Source organism: Sorangium sp. So ce367, from assembly GCF_051520455.1.
Lineage (GTDB): Bacteria > Myxococcota_A > Polyangia > Polyangiales > Polyangiaceae > Sorangium > Sorangium cellulosum_B.
Genome location: NZ_CP150334.1, coordinates 3,887,587 through 3,907,001 on the forward strand (window position 1 = coordinate 3,887,587; position 19,415 = coordinate 3,907,001).

General features: G+C 70.3%; 12 protein-coding genes and 1 pseudogene. 8 read left to right on the forward strand and 5 right to left on the reverse strand.

Features of this window, described 5'->3' with window-relative positions:
- Positions 1–338: 338 nt before the first annotated feature.
- Entirely contained in the window at positions 339–1,289 is a 951-nt protein-coding gene (locus WME97_RS14950; protein ID WP_437552576.1) for an AAA family ATPase, read from the reverse strand.
- On the reverse strand, positions 1,286–2,872 hold the full coding sequence (locus tag WME97_RS14955; RefSeq protein ID WP_437552577.1) for a trypsin-like peptidase domain-containing protein: 1,587 nt from the start codon (positions 2,870–2,872) through the stop codon (positions 1,286–1,288). Before WME97_RS14955 ends, WME97_RS14950 begins: the two co-directional genes overlap by 4 nt.
- A gap of 114 nt (positions 2,873–2,986) precedes the next feature.
- Between WME97_RS14955 and WME97_RS14960 the strand changes: the two genes are divergently transcribed.
- The 6 genes and pseudogenes from WME97_RS14960 to WME97_RS14985 all read left to right on the forward strand — a co-directional run.
- Positions 2,987–5,068 carry a hypothetical protein gene (locus WME97_RS14960; protein WP_437552578.1) on the forward strand — a complete coding sequence of 694 codons (2,082 nt, stop codon included), beginning with the start codon at positions 2,987–2,989 and terminating at the stop codon, positions 5,066–5,068.
- A 124-nt stretch (positions 5,069–5,192) separates the two neighbouring features.
- Positions 5,193–5,456, forward strand: a complete 264-nt coding sequence (locus tag WME97_RS14965) for a hypothetical protein (RefSeq protein WP_437552579.1) — start codon at positions 5,193–5,195, stop codon at positions 5,454–5,456.
- Positions 5,453–8,461 (forward strand): ATP-binding protein, encoded by a 3,009-nt coding sequence (locus WME97_RS14970; protein WP_437552580.1) that lies wholly within the window; start codon positions 5,453–5,455, stop codon positions 8,459–8,461. The genes WME97_RS14965 and WME97_RS14970 overlap by 4 nt, the downstream gene beginning before the upstream one ends.
- Before the next feature lie 319 nt (positions 8,462–8,780).
- Positions 8,781–10,160 carry an MFS transporter gene (locus WME97_RS14975; protein WP_437552581.1) on the forward strand — a complete coding sequence of 460 codons (1,380 nt, stop codon included), beginning with the start codon at positions 8,781–8,783 and terminating at the stop codon, positions 10,158–10,160.
- A gap of 469 nt (positions 10,161–10,629) precedes the next feature.
- Entirely contained in the window at positions 10,630–11,814 is a 1,185-nt protein-coding gene (locus tag WME97_RS14980) for a polysaccharide deacetylase family protein (RefSeq protein WP_437552582.1), read from the forward strand.
- 756 nt (positions 11,815–12,570) lie between these two features.
- Positions 12,571–12,762: pseudogene (locus WME97_RS14985) on the forward strand (cellulose binding domain-containing protein); the annotation flags it as partial.
- Here WME97_RS14985 and WME97_RS14990 read toward each other — a convergent pair.
- The gene (locus WME97_RS14990; protein ID WP_437555707.1) at positions 12,762–13,100 is read right to left on the reverse strand and encodes a hypothetical protein; all 339 of its coding nucleotides are present in this window, start codon (positions 13,098–13,100) and stop codon (positions 12,762–12,764) included. The pseudogene WME97_RS14985 and the gene WME97_RS14990 sit on opposite strands and share 1 nt — an antisense overlap.
- Before the next feature lie 34 nt (positions 13,101–13,134).
- Here WME97_RS14990 and WME97_RS14995 point away from each other — a divergent pair, with 34 nt between their 5' ends.
- Positions 13,135–14,019: a polysaccharide deacetylase family protein gene (locus WME97_RS14995; protein WP_437555392.1), complete on the forward strand. Its 885-nt coding sequence runs from the start codon at positions 13,135–13,137 to the stop codon at positions 14,017–14,019.
- A 415-nt stretch (positions 14,020–14,434) separates the two neighbouring features.
- Positions 14,435–14,752: a hypothetical protein gene (locus tag WME97_RS15000; protein WP_437555394.1), complete on the forward strand. Its 318-nt coding sequence runs from the start codon at positions 14,435–14,437 to the stop codon at positions 14,750–14,752.
- 498 nt (positions 14,753–15,250) lie between these two features.
- On the opposite strand, the gene WME97_RS15005 is transcribed toward WME97_RS15000, so the two are convergent.
- Both WME97_RS15005 and WME97_RS15010 read right to left on the reverse strand, forming a co-directional pair.
- The gene (locus tag WME97_RS15005; RefSeq protein WP_437552583.1) at positions 15,251–17,818 is read right to left on the reverse strand and encodes a polynucleotide kinase-phosphatase; all 2,568 of its coding nucleotides are present in this window, start codon (positions 17,816–17,818) and stop codon (positions 15,251–15,253) included.
- Positions 17,815–19,332, reverse strand: coding sequence for a 3' terminal RNA ribose 2'-O-methyltransferase Hen1 (locus WME97_RS15010; protein WP_437552584.1), 1,518 nt, complete (start codon positions 19,330–19,332; stop codon positions 17,815–17,817). The genes WME97_RS15005 and WME97_RS15010 overlap by 4 nt, the downstream gene beginning before the upstream one ends.
- Between the last annotated feature and the right edge of the window lie 83 nt (positions 19,333–19,415).

Below are 19,415 nucleotides of genomic sequence, written 5' to 3' on the forward strand. Positions count from 1 at the left end.
CGGCAGCGGCTGAGCGAGCTGAGACGCCGCTCCGGCGTGCGCCGCGCGTTGACGCAGGACGCTCGCGATCGGCGCCCACGGCCGCCCATCGTCCCGCGACGTGTCCTGCGCAACGTGGGGTTCCACGGCTCGCCCGGCCCGCGATTCCGCCGCCTCTACAGGTCTGTTTCCGATGGGTGCGGCCGGGGACTCGTCCGCCGGCGTCTCCTCCCTGACCCGCGATCGCGGTCCGGGTGCGAGGCCAAGGAGCCGCCCGATCGCCGCCTGCGTCGGCGCGTCATCCGGCGCGAGGCGCCCGAGCGAGCGGATCAGATCTCCGAACCCGACGGGCAGCGAGCTCATGATCCCGCCTTGCGGCGGGGCGCGTGCTTCCACATCGCCGCGTTCGCGATGGCGGCCCACCGTTCGTCGTCGATGTCCGTGATTCCGAGCTCCTCGCAAGCGCGCACCGCGTCCAGGAGCTCGGCGGTGCTCGGCGGCCGGAGCCTCGCGCCCGTAGCTTTCTCGGACAGGCCGTGATGCTCCTTGAGAATCATGTCGATCAACGCCGCCTTCACCGCGGGGACATGGCGCTGCGCGATCCGCTTGAGGGGAGACTCGTCCGGCTTCGATGGCTCGTACGCGGGCGTCGCGAGATCATAGACGATGCAGCGCCGGAGGAAGGCGGCCGGCAACTCGCGCTCCCCGTTCGTCGTGATCACGAGCAAAAGCTCGAGATCCTTCGAAGCGCGGACCGGGTGATCGATCTCGGAAACACGGAACCAACGCGCGTCGATGACGACGAGCAGATCGTTCGGCACATCCGGATCGGCCTTGTCGATCTCGTCGAGAAGGACGACGACTCCGCGCTCCGTGGCCGCCTGCTTGGGCTCTTCCGCCGAGCGGCCCCGGGATCCATAGCGCCGTGCGTCCTCGGGCGCGAAGGCTCGCCACAGCACGCCGGGCTCGACGTAGAGATCGTCAGGGGCGGGCTCGATTCCCCTCGCTGCGCGCGCCTGGGCGTCGGCCAACCGGCGGACCGCGTCAAACCGCCACTGCAGGTCCTGCGCCTGGGTGCGCGACGTGATGATCTCCTCCTCGTAGCGGCGATCCATGCAGAAGGCCACGTCCGCCGCGAGCGACGACTTGCCCGAGCCGGGATCGCCTCGCAAGAGGAGCGGGCGCCGTGAGGCGAGGGCCACGTTGATCGCCAGCACGAGGCCGGGGTCGTGATCGTAGAGATAGCGGACAGCCCCCGGCCGCGAGCGGCCCTCGTGCGCCTTGGGATCGAACAACGCTCGATAGCTCATGGCCGTGTCTCCTCGCTGGTCCGGTGGGCCGCTTCGTGGCTCGCTTGTAGGAGCTTCCGAGCGCGCGCGTGCGCTTTCCTGGCTTGCTCTTCGTGCCCCGCCGCGATGAGCGGCTCGATGATCTCCGCTCCGGTGTCCCGGGAGATCGCCCTGGCCTCGTCCGTGATGACCTCGCCCGCGAGCAGGGCAAACCGGATCTGTGGGAACAGATCCTGCAGGGCCGCGAGCACGGTGGCCGTGGGCAGCGGCGGCGGAATCACGATGACGATGGGTTTTGCATCATGAGGATGCTCGGCGATCTCGTCGTCGAGCTCGTCGTCGTTGCACGTGAACTGGTGCAGGAGGAGCCTGCGCACCTCGCGCGCGAGCCCGTCGAGCAGGGGCTCGGGGAGCGTGCTCGGCACCGTCTGGAAATGGGACGTCCATCCGGGGTGCTTGACCGTGGGATAGCCGGCACGGTGCACGAAGCGCAGCACGGTATCTGGCCTCGATGCGTTGATGAAGATCGCCTTCTTTTCGTCCTTGCACGCGACGACGCGCGCCAGGTGCTCCGCGGCGCGCTCGTGGATCCAGAGCGAGCCGGCGAAATCGAGTATCTGAACTGCGTTCTTCAGCGACAGCCCGAGCACGACGGCCTCCAGCGCCTTGCGCGTTGGCTCGATCCCGCCCCTCATCATCTCCTCGGCCACGCGCTCGGCCAGCGCAGCGCGTGCAACGGCCGAAGGGTCAGGGAACTTCAAGATCTCCGCCGCTCCTCGCAGCAGAGGGTCGGCGGGGGTGAGCAGCTGAGCGACCTCGGGCACGAAGGGCGGCCGGCGTCCCCGGATCGAGAGCTCGTCCTGGCAAGCCTCTGCCAGCGCCGACAGCGGCAATGTGAAAACGGCCCCCTCGCGAACCTCAAAGACGCCCTTGGAGACCTCCTTCATGTTGGCCGTCTGGATGATCCCGACAGCGAATCCGTCGACCAGGCACGGTCCACCCGAGAGCCCGCGGATCCGCGACCCCTCCGTCGCCGTCGCCTCCTCTGCGAAGAGCTGGATCCTCAGGCCGAACGAGCGGATCTTCCCCTCATAGACCATACCCAGATCCATGGCCGCCTCCGAGAAACCGAAGGACGACCACCCCACCTCGAAGCCCGGGCAGAGCGGAGCCAGCGTGAAGGCCGCCACGTTGTCAGGCACCTTCTCGCAGCGCAACAGGGCCCAGTCGTCTTTCACGCTCGACCGGACCAGCGTGGCCGTCGTCGAGAAAGCCGGGCGCGCGCCGGGCTCGGCGAATTCGACGCGGATGGGCGCCGCCGTCGGTACGCCTCGCGAGAGATCGCCGACCGCGTGAAAGGCCGTCAGCATGAGCCCATCTTGGCGGACGAGGAAGCCCGTCCCGCGGCTGGGCTTTGGGCCGTCTCTCGTGACGATGCTCGCCGTGAGCCGCGCAATGGCACGTTTTTGAGCGTCGTTGACCGGCATGGTTCCGGCTCGCTCGCGCGAGTCTATCACGTTGCCATGCGGCCGTGGTGGAAAAGCGGCGAGAGCGACGCGTCGTCGTAGGGTTGATACGGCGTCGCTAAGGTGGCAGGCTGACACGCCGTGCGTACTCCTCCTGGATCCTGGAGCGCACGCGCGGGCTTCGCAGGTATTGCGCTCGTTGCAGCGGCCCTCGCGTCGGCGCGCCCGTCTTGGGCGAATGCCAGTCCGCGTTTGACGGCGGCCTTTCCCAGCGAGCCCGTGCGGCTGTGCGACGACGGCGCCCACACCAAGTACACGTTCCCGGTCGATCTCGCGCCGGGGATCTCGGCAGAACAGCAGCCGACAGCGCGCGTCGTCAGCGTCGTGCGCGATCGCCTGCAGGAGACGGATCAGCTCAGGGAGGCCTTCAAGCCGACGTTCGATGCCGGTGGCACCCGGGCTGCCGGACCGGCGCTCGAGGTCCTAGTCGACTTCTCCCTCGTGAAGCGCCCTGGAACGTACGAGGTCTCGCTCGAGCTTGCCAGCAGAGACGGCTCGGTGCGTCAGGGACTCGTCGTCGGGTTCGCGCGTCCCCGGGCTGTGTTGTACGCGCGCGAGCCGCTCATCTTCAGGCAATCCAGCGGCGACGCGGAGGTGATGCTCCACCTGGAAGAGCGAAGCGGCTGCTCGCCCATCAAGGCGCTCGCCGTCGAGCCATCCGAAGGGTCGGACGAGCGCGGGGAGGCGGGGTATCTCGACTTCGCTCCACTGCCGCGCGAGATCGCGGCGGGCGGAGCCGCAGCGGTGCTCGTCAAGCTCCGAGCGTTCCCGTTCGGCACCGCGAGAGGCACGATCCGCCTGCGCGCTGATCAGCTGGGAGACGAGGCGGTGAGTCTGAGCTACGAGGTGCGCAAGCGCCTCCCGGCATGGATGATCCTCGTCCTGGTGTCTGGGGGGTGCCTCGCGGGATGGCTCTTCCGGAACGTGCTGCAACGCCGCGCGGAACGGCTCCAGTCCGAGGCGCAGGTCGGCAGGGTCCTCGCCCGCATCGAGCGCGAGATGAAGGAGCTCTCCGTGCTGCCGTCCTACGAGCTCGACAAGGTCAGGGAAGCGTCGCTGGACCTCTCTGCGAAGCTGAAGAGCAACGACGCCCAGCTCCCCGAGGCGATGAAGAAGGCCGAGGACGCGCTCGTCGCAGCGCTCGCGACCCGTACGCGGGCTCGTCAGAAGAAGCTCGTCGAGCTCGCGGAGCTGCTCGCTCCCCTCGACACCCCGTGGCGCCTGCCGCCATCCGTGAGAGCCAGGGCCGCCGATGCGCGGCGTTTGCTGGGCGAGCTGCAGGAGCGGTGGTCCCGCAGCGAATTCGACGATCTCCAGGCCATCCAGGAGGCCGCCAGCAGGGCGCTCGTCGATCTCGCGGCCGAAGGGCGCGCCTGGGCGGAGCGCATCGGCGCGCAGCTCGACGTGCTCCTCTCGAAGGAGTTCCCGGCTCCGCCAGGCCTCGCGGAGAAGCTATCGGCGAGCGCCGCCTCCTGCCGCCCGGCGCTCGCCGCCATTCAGGCGTCGGATCCCGCGGCGCCGGCCGCCGAGGGACCGCTGCGCGCGGCGCACGAAGCGAACCGCCTGGCGGACGAGATGGTCATTCGGCTCGAGTCCGGGCTCCGGAGAGAGGTGGATGACCTCCTCGAGGAGCTCGCCAGAGCGCACGGCGCCGAGGTGCGAACGGCCGAGGTGCGCGGCGCGCTCGAAGACCTCTCTTCAGCTGGCAGCGCGGATGTGGAGGCGCGGCTGGCGGCGCTCGCTTCCGCCCTTCGAAAGTACGATCAGGCAGCCCAGAAGGCGGCGAAGGCGCTCCTCCGGGACGACGCGACCGAGAAGACAGAGGTTCGGGCGGCGCTCGAAGCGCGCAACTATGGAGAAGCGCTCCGGAGCGCGCGCATGACAGGGGTCCCGCTTCCGGCAAGCACGTTTCTCGAGCAGACAGAATCGTTCGAGGCATGGGGCCATCCCAAGAGTGCGGCCGACTCCTCGGCGCGGCCCGAGCCGCCGATCGCTCCGGCGCCGGCCGCGCCGCTCTCGCGTCAAGTGTTCTTCTTCGGCGGCGAGTACACGCCTCTCGCCGAGCGAACCCAGGCTGCGCAGGCCGGCCTCGACCGCACCAACCTCCTCGTCGGCCTGCTCTCGACGATCCTCCTTTCCGTGGGCGCCTATCTGGCGCACCGCAAGGAGTTCGTCGGCACGGATCCGGAGCTGCTGACGCTGCTGGCGCTCGGCTTCGGCACCAACCTCACGGTGGAGAGCACCGTGCAGCTCCTGTTCCCGAAGAAGGTCTGACGTCCAAGGCTCCGCCGGCGCGCTGCCCCGGGTCGCGAGCCGTCGGCTCTCGGGGTTCGATATGACGCTTTGCGTTGTACGGCCGCGCGTATTCAGGCGCTGCGGCCCTGAGTAGCCTCTCCCCATGCGCGGAGGACAGGACGCGGAGGCCGGCGCGGCAGATCGCGCGCTCGTGCTCGTGCTGCTGGGCACGATCCTCCTCGTATCGCCGGCGCGCCTGCTCTGGGCTCGCGGCCCGCTCGCGGTGGCGGCCGTCTTCGCGATGTGGGCCGCGCTGATCGCGCTCGCCTGGCTCGCGACGCGCGCCGACCGCGGCGACGGCGCCCGCGGCGACGCCGATCACGACGACGTCGGCCGCGGCCGCGGCGAGCGGGAGCCGCCGCCGTGATCGACGTCGGCGTCCTGCTCTTCGCCACGGTGGCCTGGCTGGCCGTGCTCGCCGCGATCGCGCTCGCCGCGCAGCGCGAGCGGATCCCCCGCGCGGTCGCGCGCCACCCGCTCGTCCTCGCCCTCTCGCTCGGCGTCTACGCCTCGTCGTGGACCTACTACGGCGGCGTCGGCTTCGCGCAGCGCCACGGCCTCGTCTTCCTCGCTGTCTACCTCGGCCCGACGCTCGCGTGCATCGCCACCCCGCTCCTCTGGTCGCGCGTCCTGCGGATCACGCGCGAGCAGCGCCTCTCCTCGCTCGCCGACCTCTTCGCCTTCCGCTTCCAGAGCCCCGCGGCGGGGGCGGTCGTCGCCGCCTTCTCCGTCGTCGCCAGCGTGCCCTACGTCGCGCAGCAGTTCCGCGCGACCGAGCAATCGGTCCGCGTGCTCTCCGGGCCCGGGCACGAGGAGGCCGTGGGCGCCGTCTTCTGGGCGCTGCTCACGCTCTTCACGGCGTTCTTCGGCGCCCGTCCGGCCGCCGAGCAGGGGCGGGAGGACGGCCTCGCGGCGGCGGTCGCGTTCGAGTCGGCGGCGAAGCTCGCCGTGCTCGCGGCCGTGGGCCTCGTCGCCGTGCTCGGGGCCTTCGGCGGGGCGGGCGGGCTCGCGGACTGGCTGGGCGATCACGCCGCCGAGGTCGAGGCGCTCGGCCGCCCCGTGCGCGACGACAGCGGCTGGACGTCGATGCTCGTCATCAGCTTCGCCGCCGCCTTCCTGCTGCCGAGGCAGTGGCACATGGCGTTCGCGGGCGGCGCCGGCGACCGCGCGCTCGCCAGGGCGGCCTGGGCCTTCCCGCTCTTCCTGCTCGCGCTCAACCTGCCCGTGCTGCCCGTCCTCTGGGCCGGGACGCGCCTCGCGCCGGCCGAGCCCGCCGACAGCTACGTGCTGCTCGTGCCGCAGCTGCTCGGCCAGGGCTGGCTCGCGCTCGCCGCGTTCATCGGCGGCATCTCCGCGGCGAGCGCCATGGTCATGGTCACCGCCGTCGCCCTCGCGAGCGCCAGCGCCACGCACCTGCTCCTGCCGATCGCCCGCAGGACGCTGCGCCGCAACGTCTACGCGCGCGTGCTGTGGCTCCGCCGCGGGCTCCTGATCGTCATCCTCACAGGCGGGTGGCTCTTCCACCGCGCGCAGCCGCACCGCGGGCTGCTCGTCGAGAGCGGCATCGTGTCGTTCGTCGCCTTCGCGCAGTTCCTGCCGGGGCTGCTCGCCGCGCTCTTCTGGGAGCGCGCGACGCGCGCCGGGTTCCTCGCCGGGCTCCTCGCCGGCATCGGCACGTGGACCGCCACCTGCCTCGCGCCCTTCCTGCCCGAGCTGTCCGGGCTCGACCCGGGGTGGCTCGATCTCCTGCGCGAGGGCGCGGGCCAGGCCGACCCCGCGGCGTACGCGGCGGCCACGGACACGTGGTCGCTGCCCACGTTCGTGTCGCTCGCCGTCAACGGCGCCACGCTCGGCCTCGTCTCGCTCCTGCGCCCCCCGGCCGAGGAGGAGCGCGAGGCGGCGCGCCTGTGCACCCGCCGCGAGATCGGCCCGTCCGTCGAGCGCGCGACCGTGGCCTCGAGCGTGGGCGCGCTGGAGGAGCGGCTCGCGCGGCTGCTCGGCCGCGAGGCGGCCGCGCTCGAGGTCACGCGCGCCCGGATCGAGCTCGACATCCCGCGCGACGAGACGCGGCCCACGGAGCTCCACGCGCTGCAGGAGCGCCTGCACCGCAACCTGTCGCCGCTCGTCGGCCCGGTGCTCGCGAGGACCGTCGCGGAGGCGGACGCGCAGGCCGCCCCCGGGGCGCTCGGCGGCAGAGCGGCGAGCGGCGCGCTCACCGAGGAGCTCCGCTGGCTGGAGCGGCGCCTCGCGCGCGGGGAGGCCACGACGACGTTCGTCGGCGCCGCGAAGGAGCTCGACCTCCTGCGGCGCTGGCTCCGCTCGGTGCTCGCGCAGCTCCCCCTCGGCGTCTGCGCCGTGGGCTCCGACGGCGCGATCAGCCTCGTGAACCGGCGCCTCGAGGCGCTCGTCGGCGCCGAGGAGCGCGACCTCGTCGGGGCGCCGCTCGACCGGCTGCCGGCCCCGTTCGCGGAGCTGTTCGCGCGCGCCGCCCGCGCCGCCTCGGCGGGCGAGGCCGGCGCGGACGAGATCGAGGCGCACGTGGCCGGCCGCGCGCGCTCGCTGCGCGTCCACCGCGCCGCGCTCGATCCGCTCGACGCGCGCGCCGCCTCGGGGGGCGTGGTCCTCCTCGTGGAGGACCGCACCGAGCAGCGCGCGCTCGAGGCGCAGCTCGCCCACCGCGACCGCCTCGCCCAGCTCGGCCGCCTCGCCGCCGGCGTGGCCCACGAGGTCGGCAACCCGCTCACCGGCATCGCCTGCCTCGCGCAGAACCTCCGCGCCGAGTCCGACAGCGACGAGATCCGCGCGCGGGCAGGCCTCATCCTCGGCGAGGCGGCGCGCATCGAGGCCATCCTGCGCTCCCTGCTCGACCACAGCCGCACCGGCGCCGTGCCGAAGCCTGGCGAGGGCGCGCGCGCGCGGGTCGGGCGCGTGGCGCTGGCCGAGGTGGTCGCCGAGGCCGTGCGGCTCATCCGGCTCGACCGCGCGGCGCCCCACGTCCGGGTGGATCAGGCCTGCCCCGAGGTGCTCGTCGTCATCGGCGACCGGCGCGAGCTCGTCCAGGTCTTCGTCAACCTGCTCGCGAACGCCCGCGACGCGTCCGAGGCCGGCGCGCTCATCGCCGTCCGAGGGTGGATCGACGCGGGCCAGATCGTCGTCGAGGTCGAGGACCACGGCAGCGGCATCCCCGAGGAGCTCCTCGCCGCGGTGCTGGAGCCGTTCGTGACGACGAAGCGCGACCCGAGCGGCACGGGGCTCGGCTTGCCGCTCTCGCGCTCGATCGTCGAGGACCACGGCGGGACCCTCACGCTGCGGAGCGCGGTGGGGCGGGGGACGACGGTCGTCGTCCGGCTGCCGCTCGCGGGCGCGGGGTGACGCGGTCGGCGCGGGACGTCGGGTGTTACCGATCGTAACGAGACGTGGCCGAACGAGCCCGCCAACGTGCTTGCCCCGTGGACGAACAGGTATTCTCAAGGCTGCTTGCGTGGTATTGAGATCAAAGAGAGCAGCATTCCGCGAGCCGGGGGTGACAGGGCATCGACCCACGCGCTGCCCGGCCCCTCCTCCTCCCTCGCGTGCGGGGTGAGGAGGAGCCATGAAGAACACCCTGGCTGCCTCTTTCCGCTCGGCGCGCCTCCAAGCCCGTCTCCGGCCCTCTCGACGAGCGCTGGAACTCCTCCGAGGAACCGTTCTCATGGCACAGACGTCTCCCCAAACCTTCGCCGTGACGCCCACGAACCAGGCCCCCGCGGCCGGGCGTGAGGTTGTCAGCAGCTCCACGCTCTGGAAGGTCATCTTCGCGTCCGCTGGCGGCACGATGATCGAGTGGTACGACTTCTATATCTTCGGGAGTCTCGCCGCGATCATCTCGACCCACTTCTTCCCGAAGGACAACCCGACGGCGAGCTTCCTCTTGACGCTCGGCACGTTCGCCACGGGCTTCGTCGTCCGCCCGTTCGGCGCGCTCGTGTTCGGGCGCATCGGCGATATCGTTGGTCGGAAGTACGCGTTCCTCGTGACGCTGCTGCTCATGGGCGGCGCGACGGCGCTCATCGGCTTCTTGCCGACGTACGACAAGATCGGGCTGCTCGCGCCGATCGCGCTCGTCCTGATCCGCCTCGTTCAGGGCCTCGCGCTCGGCGGCGAGTACGGCGGCGCGGCGGTGTACGTCGCCGAGCACTCACCCGACGAGAAGCGCGGCTTCTACACCTCGTTCATCCAGATCACGGCGACGCTCGGTCTGTTCGTCTCGCTGGCGGTCATCCTCAGCACCCGCCTCATCGTGGGCGAGGAGGCGTTCAAGGACTGGGGCTGGCGCATCCCGTTCCTCCTGTCGGTCATCCTCGTCGTCGTGTCCTTCTACGTGCGTGCCCGCCTCAAGGAGTCGCCGATCTTCAGCAAGCTCAAGGCCGAGGGGAAGACATCGACCGCTCCCATCAAGGACAGCCTCGGCAACAAGCGCAACTGGAAGGTCATCCTGATCGCCCTCTTCGGCGCCACGGCCGGCCAGGGCGTGGTCTGGTACACGGGGCAGTTCTATGCCCTCTACTTCCTGCAGAACACGCTCAAGGTCCCGTTCATCACGGCCACGATCGTGATCGCCACCGCGCTCGCCCTCGGCATGCCGTTCTTCGTGTTCTTCGGCGCGCTCTCGGATCGCATCGGCCGGAAGAAGATCATGCTCGCGGGCAACCTGTGCGGCGCGATCGGCTTCTTCCCCGTGTTCTGGGCGATGAAGCAGAACGCGGACAACCCGGTCGTGCTCACCGCGCTCGTGTTCGTGCTCGTGCTGTTCGTCACGATGGTCTACGGCCCGATCGCGGCCTACCTCGTCGAGGCCTTCCCGGCGAAGGTGCGTTACACGTCGCTCTCGATCCCGTACCACGTCGGCAACGGCGTGTTCGGCGGGCTCTTGCCGCTCATCGCCTCGTCGGTGACGGTCGCGACGGGCAACATCTACGCGGGGCTCCTCTATCCGATCGCGGTGGCGCTCATCACCGTCGTCGTCGGCGGGATCTTCCTGAAAGAGCGCAGCGACGTGCGCCTCTGGGACGAGCTCGATCGCCCGGCTTGACGGCGATCTCCCGGCGGACGGAGCGCTGCTCGCGCGCCGTCCGCCGCCTCCTGCTCCTTGCAGATTCGCGGGATACGGGCTCAGCCGTCAGGCGCTGAAGCGAGGCATACGAAAGTACGCCGCAGCGAGCCGCACGACGTGGATGAGCCCGTAGAGCTGAAACCTCCCTCGAAATTCCGGAAAAATTCACAGGGAGGCGGGGAGGAGAGGAGTGGAATCCCACCAACCTCTCCGTCTCCCTGCCTCCCTGTTCAATTTCTTTTCTCGAAAATGCCAATAAAATGAGGGGATTCGTCAGCCCGTAGAGTGCGCGCCGGTGTGCCCCGCCATCACAAAACGAGCTCCGCGCGGCAGGACAGCAACGTACCCATCGGGCTCACTGCAGCGCAATCGACGCCCATCGGCGTGCTTCTCACGCGGAAATATCCGTGTATAAGGACCTGGAATTTTTCAGTCCAACAGGAGTCATATGCGTATTCCGCTCTTGTTTCCAGGTATCTGCGCCATCTTCCTCGTGGCCTGTGGTGGTGATGACGACAATTCGAGCACTGCCGCGACGACCGGCGGCGCCACCAGCGGTGTTGGCGGCGCCACGTCGGGCTCCGGCGGCTCCGGCGGCGGCGAGCAGGTGACGACCGGCACGAGCACCGGTGGCTCTGGCGGAGGTGGCGGCGACGGTGGCGGCGCTCCTGTCGAGTCGGGGCTTCCGCACCCGCCGGGCGACAGCATGCCGAGGCCGTCCGGCACGCCAGGGAACGTGGTCGTGCTCCCCTGGGCCGGGTTCAAGGCCGCCGTCTCGTACACCTTCGACGACGCGCAGCCGTCGCACATCGCTCATTACGATGCGCTCCAGGCCGAGGGGGTCCCGATGACGTTCTACGTCAACAGCGGGAGGAACGACCTGGCGAACTTCGACGAGACGTGGACGAAGGCAGTCCAGGACGGCCACGAGCTCGGCAACCACACGGCGCACCACTGCCATGACGACATGACCGAGTGCGCGGGCGAGTCGGCCGGCAGCCTCATCGAAGAGATCGACGAGTGCACCGACTACATCGTCTCGAACTACGGCCAGAGCGACGTCTGGACGATGGCCTCTCCCTTCGGCGACGCGGGCTGGAACGAGCCGGCGAAGTCTAGGTTCTTCCTGAACCGCGGCGTCCAGGGCGGGACGGTCGGCCCGAACGACAACTCGGATCCGTGGAACCTCCCGACGATGATGGCGAACGGGGGCGAGACCGCCGAGCCGTTCAACACGGCCATCGACGCGGCGAGGTCGGACGGCAAGTGGCTCAACTTCCTGTTCCACACGATCCTGCCGACCGAGGATCACTGGTACGCCGACGTCGAGCTCACGAGCATCACCGATAGCATGAAGCACGCCAAAGGGCTGAATGACGTGTGGATCGACACGATGGTCAACGTCGGGGCCTACTGGGTCGGTCAGAAGGTGCTCGCGGAGGCGACGAGCGATACCTCTGGCGACGAGACGACCTGGACGTGGACGCTGCCGGAGCACTTCCCGACGGGCAAGTACGTCCGTGTGACGGTGGATGGCGGCACGCTGACGCAGGGGGGAAATGCGCTGGCGTGGAACGAGCACGGCTACTACGAGATCGCGCTCGACGCAGGCGCGCTCACCTTGTCGCCGTAACAACCCTGTCATCCCGGCAACCGAGCCGGCGCGCGCGGCGACCTCGGCGCCCTCACGGGCGCGGCGCCGCGCGCGGGCGCCGTCCACCGTTCACGCAGAGCTGGGTCGCCCAGGCCCGATTCGGCTGAGGGGCGCTCTGTTACCGCATCGCTCGAGCGCGGCCCTGATCGCGAGCACGAACCACCGAGGCAGCGAGCGCACAGAGGAGCATCCGTGTGCTCCGTGCGCCTGTGGTTCAAATAATTTCTCTTCAAGGAACCCGGCTGGCCATGGGAGACGCGATGTCGGCGAATCGCGTCGATGAATAGTTTCGTTGCCACTGATAGGTTGTGGCTCGCCGATGTGCCCCATGCTGCTTCGCTACATTGAACTACAGCATGGTGTTTGATTCGTCGCGGGCTTGAGAGAATAATTGTGCTTGACTCGGTACGTGGTGTGATCGAAGGGTCGCTGGTCGGGCATCAGAAACGGGAAATGGGAAATCCGAAATCGGGGGACCACGAAGCGGACCACGAGACAAAGATAGGTTGAGCGCGCCGTGTCATATGCTTTGCGCGCGGCGCGTCGGCGTGGCATCTTACGGAACTTGCTTGCGGCCTTTCGGCCGCCCCTGGGAGAAAATTCATGCGCTTTGCTAGCTTGCTGAGCTTCGGCTCGGTCTCGATCGCTTGCTGCCTGGCCGCCTGCATCGCCGCGTCTCCGGACGACGAAGAGATCCTGTCGCTGGAGGGCGAGCTGCTCAGCTCGGATGGGACGATGTCGGCGGAGCTGTCGTACCAGTCGCAGTGGTCGACGGGGTACTGCGCGAACGTGACCGTGAAGAACATGAGCTCCAGGCCGAGCACGTCCTGGGGCCTTTCGATCGCGCTCAACGGCGCGACGCTGTCCAGCTCGTGGAACGCGCGGATCACGCAGTCGAACGGGCAGCTGAACGCCACCAACGAGAGCTACAACGGCTCGCTGGCAGCAGGAGCGTCGACGGGAGCCGGAGCGTCGACGGGAGCGTCGACGACCTGGGGGTTCTGCGCGAACGGCACGGGGAAGCCATCGATCTCGTCGGTCAACGGCAACGGGAATGGAGGCTCGACGTCGGTGAGCTCCAGCAGCGCATCGAGCAGCTCCAGCAGCGCCTCGAGCAGCTCCAGCAGCGCATCGAGCAGCTCGAGCAGCGCATCGAGTAGCTCCAGCAGCAGCTCCTCGGCCAGCTCTGGCGCAGGCGGCGCGGGCGGCGGCGGGGGCTCAGGTGGCGGCGGCGCGGGCGGCAGCGGAGGCGGTCCGGTGGTCAATTCCGGCCTTCCGACACCCCCAGGCTCCAGCAATGTGGCGAAGCCGTCCGGCGCGGCCGGCGGGTTCAGGGTCATCAACTGGGCCGGCTTCACGGGCGCCGTGTCGTACACGTTCGACGACTCGAACTCGAGCCAGATCCAGAACTACGACACGCTGAACGCGCTCGACGTTCCGTTCACCTTCTACCTCCAGACCGGCAAGAGCGAATCGACCAACTCGGTGTGGCAAAGGGCGCTGAGCGACGGGCACGAGCTCGGCAACCACACGAAGAGCCATTCAAGCAACGACAGCGGCGCCGATACGGACGCCGCGACGCAGTTCATCGAGAGCAGGTTCGGCACCAAGGTGTGGACGATGGCGGCTCCGAACGGCTCGTCCGTGTACACGGGCATCGCCAGGACGCGCTTCCTCATCAACCGCGGCGTGGCCAACAACCTCATCGGGCCGAACGACTCGACCGATCCGTTCACGCTGCCCTGCTACATCCCGCCGACCGGCGCCTCCACCACGGTGCTGGACCAGCAGGTCACGAGCGCGCGGGACGCCAAGAAGTGGCGCACCGTCCTGGTGCACGGCTTCACCGGCGGCTCCGACGGCGCTTATCAGCCCATCGGGCTTCAGGCCTTCGTCGATCACGTCAAGCACTCGAAGGCGCTCGGCGACATGTGGCTCGACAGCGTTGTCAACGTCGGCTCTTACTGGCGCGGCCAGAAGGCGGTCTCGTCCGCCACCACCTCGACGTCCGGGGGCGCGACGACCTACACGTGGCAGCTCCCCGCCAACTTCCCGCCGGGCAAGTACCTGCGCGTGACGGTCACCGGCGGCACGCTCAAGCAGAACGGCGTTCCGCTGAACTGGGATCCGCACGGCTACTACGAAGTCGCGCTCGACGCGAAGTCCGTCACGCTGTCACCGTGACGAAGCGGGCCCGCGCCCCGCGGGCCTCCTCCCGCCGCGACGCGCGCTGTCCGAGCGATCCGGATCCGAGTCAGCCGCGGAGCGCTCTGTCGCCGAGCGGCTGCAGCTCGCTACTGGCCTCGTGAGAGAAGGAATCAGCGAGGCACAGAGGGCACGGACGAGAGCGCGATTTGGCGGTGGGGGGCTTGGGCCGACGGTGGGGTCTTTGAAACCCCAAAGGACGCCAGAAGACGCCAAAAGAGACGCCAGAAGACGCCAAGATAATATAGTAATATTGGCGTCTTCTGGCGTCCTCATGGCCCCGGCAGCGTAGGGGAATTTCCCCCCGCCTCCCGCGAAGGAGCTCTGTGTCCTTCGCGGTTACAATGTGGTATCTTGGGGGACGGGGTACTGCGCGAACGTGACCGTGAAGAACATGAGCTCCAGGCCGAGCACGTCCTGGGGCCTTTCGATCGCGCTCAACGGCGCGCGGCGAGCTCTCGGTTTCTCTGCCTCCGTGGTCGTGCGTGGGAGCCGGAGCGCCGCGGGGGCGTCGTCTTCGTCCCACCGCCTGGTGCGGAGCTCACGTTCAGAGGCGGAGCGTGATGTTTCTCCCCCGGCTGTCCGGAATGAGCCCCCGATCGACCACGGCCTTGAACCGGAAATCCCCCCTACTGTCGAAGCAATGCGTGTATTTCTCGGTACTCCCGGCTCCGCGCCGGAGGTCGTCCTTACCGCTCTTGCCAGGGCCTGACCATTCGAGACGAACATAGTTTCCGTCGGCCTTGGTGTCGCGCAGCGTGCATCGAGCACAGAAGCCGCGACCATCCGGGGAGACGGTGCAAGTGGCGTCCCCGCCGACAGCGTCCGATTTTCCTGAGCGGGCTGCCCACGCAGCGGCGCAGCACAGGAGCAAGGCGGCGCTGACGATCTGTATCACCCCTACGCGACGCGCGACGTTCATCGTCCCCTCCCTCGGTCGAGCCCCTCCATCCAGGCTCCCCAGCATGTCGGTATTGAGGGCCCCAGTGGAGGGATCATGAGCGATCTCTGCTGCGCGTACGAGTGGTCGTCAAGCAGTCGCAGCGTGCTGGTTATCGATGGAAGCTTCGACGAGGGTAGTCCGCAGGAGCGGGTGTTCGTCGCGCGGGGCGGGGATGGGCCGATGTCTGAGCCCAGGGGAGTTCGGCGGGGCCCCACCCCGCGCGACGAACACCCGCTCCTGCGGCCGGGCAGCCCGGCAATCCGCCCCTCACAGCCGCGGATCGACCGGCTCGCTCTCCAGCGCCAGCACCCCGAACACACACTCGTGCACGCGATGGAGCGGCTCTCCCTCCACGAAGCGGTGGAGCGCCTCCAGGCCGAGCGCGTACTCCCGCAGCGCGAGCGCGCGCTTCCCCGACACGCTCCGGTGGCGCAGCCGCGCGAGGTGCTGCGGCGTCAGGTACTCCGGCCCGTAGATGATGCGCAGGTACTCCGGGCCGCGGCACTTGATCGCCGGCTGGACGAGCCCGCGCGGGCCGCGGACCACCCACTCCCACGACTTGACCACCATGCCCTCGCCGCCGCGCTCGACCATCTCCGTCCAGAAGGCCACCGCCTGCGCCTCGCTCTGCGGGTCCGAGAGGTCGACGACGCGATGCGGGGTCTCCACGAAGAACGCCGGATCGACCTCGGCGAGCCGCGCGAGCTGCCGCAGGTGGAAGCCGTGGTCCCGCGCCGCGTGCACCGCGCCCTCGCTCGCGAGCAGGTGGAACGGCGCCAGCCGGATGTCCGCCAGCGACCGCACCGGCCAGCAGTAACGCCGGTAGGCCGCCACGTACCCGTCCATCGCCGCCTTCCGGGCCGCGTGCCGATCGAGCAGCTCCCGCGCGCTCTCGTCGCGCGCGGCGGTCATCGTGAGCGCCCGCACCGCCGCGTCGAGCGACGCGCGGCCCGACGAGCCCACGGCGGCGTACTGGCCGCGCAGGAGATCCTGCGCCTTCGCCGACCAGGGCAGGAGCTCGGCGTCGAGGCAGACCCAGTCCGTGCGCAGCTCGGCCCACAGATCCGCCCGATCCATCGCCGCCCGCACCCGGTCGATGAGCTCCCGGCTCCGCGCCTCGTCCGAGAAGAACGGCCTGCCCGTGCGCGTCGTGCACACGCCGAGCGGCCCCTCGTCGAGGCGGAACCTCCGCCGCCGCGCGGCCTCGTCGCGGCACACGACGAGCACCGCGCGCGAGCCCATGTGCTTCTCCTCGCACACGACGCGGCCCACGCCGTTCTGCCGGAAGTACGCGAACGCCTCGCGCGGGTGCTCGAGCAGGCCCCCGTCCTTCGCCGTCTCGCTCGGCGACATCGTCGGCGGCAGGTAGATGAGCCACCGGGGATCCACGGCGAAGCGGCTCATCGCCTCGAGCGCCGCCGCCGCGTTCTCCTCGCGGATCGTCACCATCCCGTGCACCCGCGTCCGGATCGCGCGCCGGCCGCGCACGTCGTCGATGTCGAGCACGTCGTAGGCATGCCCGCGCGATCCGGCCTTCGGCTCGCCCGCGAGCGGCGCGAGCGGCTTCGCGGGCTCGTAGTACACGCGGCGCGCCTTGACCTCGACGAGCTCGCGCTCAGGGTAGCGGAGCGCCGTGAGCGCGCCGCCGAACACGCACCCCGTGTCGATGCAGATCGTGCGGTTCTCCCACTCGGCCACCGTCGTCGGCGTGTGGCCGTAGACCACCATCGCCTTGCCGCGGTACTCCGAGGCCCAGTTGTACCGCACGGGAAGGCCGTACTCGTCGGTCTCGCCCGTTGTCTCGCCGTACAGGCAGAACTCGCGCACCGCGCCCGAGCCCCGGCCCTGGAACGCCTCCTTCACGCCCGCGTGCGCGACCGCGAGGTTGCCGTCGTCGAGCACGTAGTGGCTGACGAGCCCGTCGATGAAGTCCGCCGCCTTCGCCTTGAAGGCGTCCGTCTCCGACTCGAGCTGCTCGAGCGTCCGCTCGAGCCCGTGCGTCGGCTTCACGTCGCGCCCGCGCAGCTTCTTCAGCAGCTTCACGTCGTGGTTGCCGGGCACGCAGAGCGCGGCGCCCGACGCGACCATCGCCATCGCGAGGCGCAGCACGTCCGGCGAGCGCGGCCCGCGGTCCACGAGGTCGCCGAGGAAGATCGCGCGCCGGCCCTCGGGGGGCGACACGCGCGGCGCGTCCGGCAGCCCCTCCAGCTTGTAGCCGAGCGCCTCGAGCAGCTCGACGAGCTCGTCGAAGCAGCCGTGGACGTCGCCGATGATGTCGAACGGCCCGCGCTCGTCGCGGCGATCGGTCCACAGGCGCTGCCGCTCGATCGTGGCCGCCGCGACCTCCTCGGGCGAGGAGAGCACGTGCACGTAGCGGAAGCCCTCGCGCCGGAGCTCCTTGAGCGAGCGGCGCAGCTCGCGGCTCTGGCCCCGCACGACGTGCGGGCCGAACTGCCGGTCCGGCCGGCCGGCGTTGCGCGCGTGGCAGAGCTTCTCCGGCATGTCGAGCACGATGGCCACCGGCAGCACGTGGTGCTCGCGCGCGAGCGCGACGAGCGGCCTGCGCGCGTCCGCCTGCACGTTGGTCGCGTCGACCACGGCGAGCCGCCCCGAGGCGAGCCGCTTGCCCGCGATGAAGTGCAGGACCTCGAAGGCGGTCGCGCTGGCGGCCTGATCGTTCTCGTCGTCGGACACGACCCCGCGGTAGTGATCGGACGAGAGGATCTCGGTCGGCTTGAAGTGCGCCCTCGCGAACGTGCTCTTGCCGGAGCCGGACGCGCCGACGAGCACGACGAGCGAGAGGGAAGGGACGATGAGGGGGGCCTGCTCGCTCATGACGCCACCTCCGTCGCCTGCGCGAGGGCGCTGCCCGCGCCGCCCGCGCCGCCGTCCTGGGCCTCTCCGCCGCCCGCTCCGTTGGTGCTGCTCGTGCCGCCCGCGCCGCCCGCGCCGCCCTCGCGCGTGAAGATCGCCATCTGCGTCGGCGCGCCGAGCGAGGGATCCATCGGGCCGATGGGCAGGTGCTCGACGGCGTAGCCGTGCGCGGCTGCGACCCCCTCGCAGAAGGCGTGGAACTCGGCGCGCGTCCACTCGAAGCGGTGGTCGCCGTGGCGGAGCGCGCCGCGCGGCAGCCCCTCGAACAGCGCGTTGTACTCGGCGTTCGGGGTGGTCACGAGGACGACGCGCGGCCGCGCGTGCTCGAAGACGCTGCGCGTGAGCGCGCCGAGCCGCGACAGGTCCACGTGCTCGATGACCTCGACGAGGGTCGCGGCGTCGTAGCCCGAGAAGCGCGCGTCGCGGTAGGTGACCGACGCCTGGAAGAGCTGGATGCGCCGCCGCTGCTTGTCGGGCAGGTCGTCGAGGCGCAGCCGGTTCTTCGCGATCTCGAGGCTGCGCATGGAGACGTCGGCGCCCGCGACGCGCTCGAACACGCGCTCGTCGACGAGGCGCTTCAGCAGCTTGCCCTCGCCGCAGCCGAGGTCGAGCACGCTCCTCGCTTCGGCGCGGCGGAGCGCCGCGACGACGGCCTCGCGCCGCGCCTCGTCGAGGCTGATCCGCGCCTCGCCCCGGTCCTCGGGCGCGGCCTTCTCGTCCTCGGCCTCCTCGGGGCTCGCCTCGTCGTCGGCCACGAGCCGCGCGAGCGCGGCCCGGAAGAGCGGCCGGCTGTGCTTCAGGTAGCGGAGCGCGATCGCCTCGCGCTCCGGGTGCTCCGCGAGCCACCCCTTGCCCTTGGCGAGGAGGTTGTCGACCTCGGCGTCGCCCACGTAGTAGTGCTTCTTGTCGTCGAGCACGGGCACGAGCACGTAGAGGTGCGCGAGCAGCTCCCTGAGCCGGCACGTCCTCGCGAGCGAGACGCGCAGGTAGGCGCTCTGGCCCCACTCCGGGAACGCCTCGTCGAGCGGGAGGCGCTCGGCCGCGACCTCGTAGCCGAGCGGCTCGAAGAGCCGCCGGAGCAGCGCCTCTCCGCCGCGGCACGGCAGGGCCTCGATCGTGGCGGAGAGGGGGATCGGCGCGTCCGCGAGCTCCGGGCGGTCGCGGCACTTGCCGCCGAGCGCCGAGCCGAAGACCTGCGCGATCGCCACGGAGAGGAACGACGAGGCGACGTAGGGCCGGTCGTTCACGTACTGCGCGAGCGTCCCGGGCTCGCCCGCGCCGCGCCCGCGCACGAGGTCCACGGGATCGACGTCGAGCAGGAGCGCGGCGGTGCACCGCTCGTCGGTCGCCTCCGGATAGAACACGTGCGCCTTGCCGAACGACAGCGGGAACGACTGCGTGTACGCCGGGTTCTTGACGAGCAGGTAACCGAGGTCGGTCGCCGGCCGGTGCGTGGTGGTGAGCGTGAGGAGCATCGGGGGCCCGAGTCTACGCGAGAGGGACGACGAGCGACACGCTCGGCGCGACCGCACGGAGGCGGCTTCCCGGACGCGGGGGG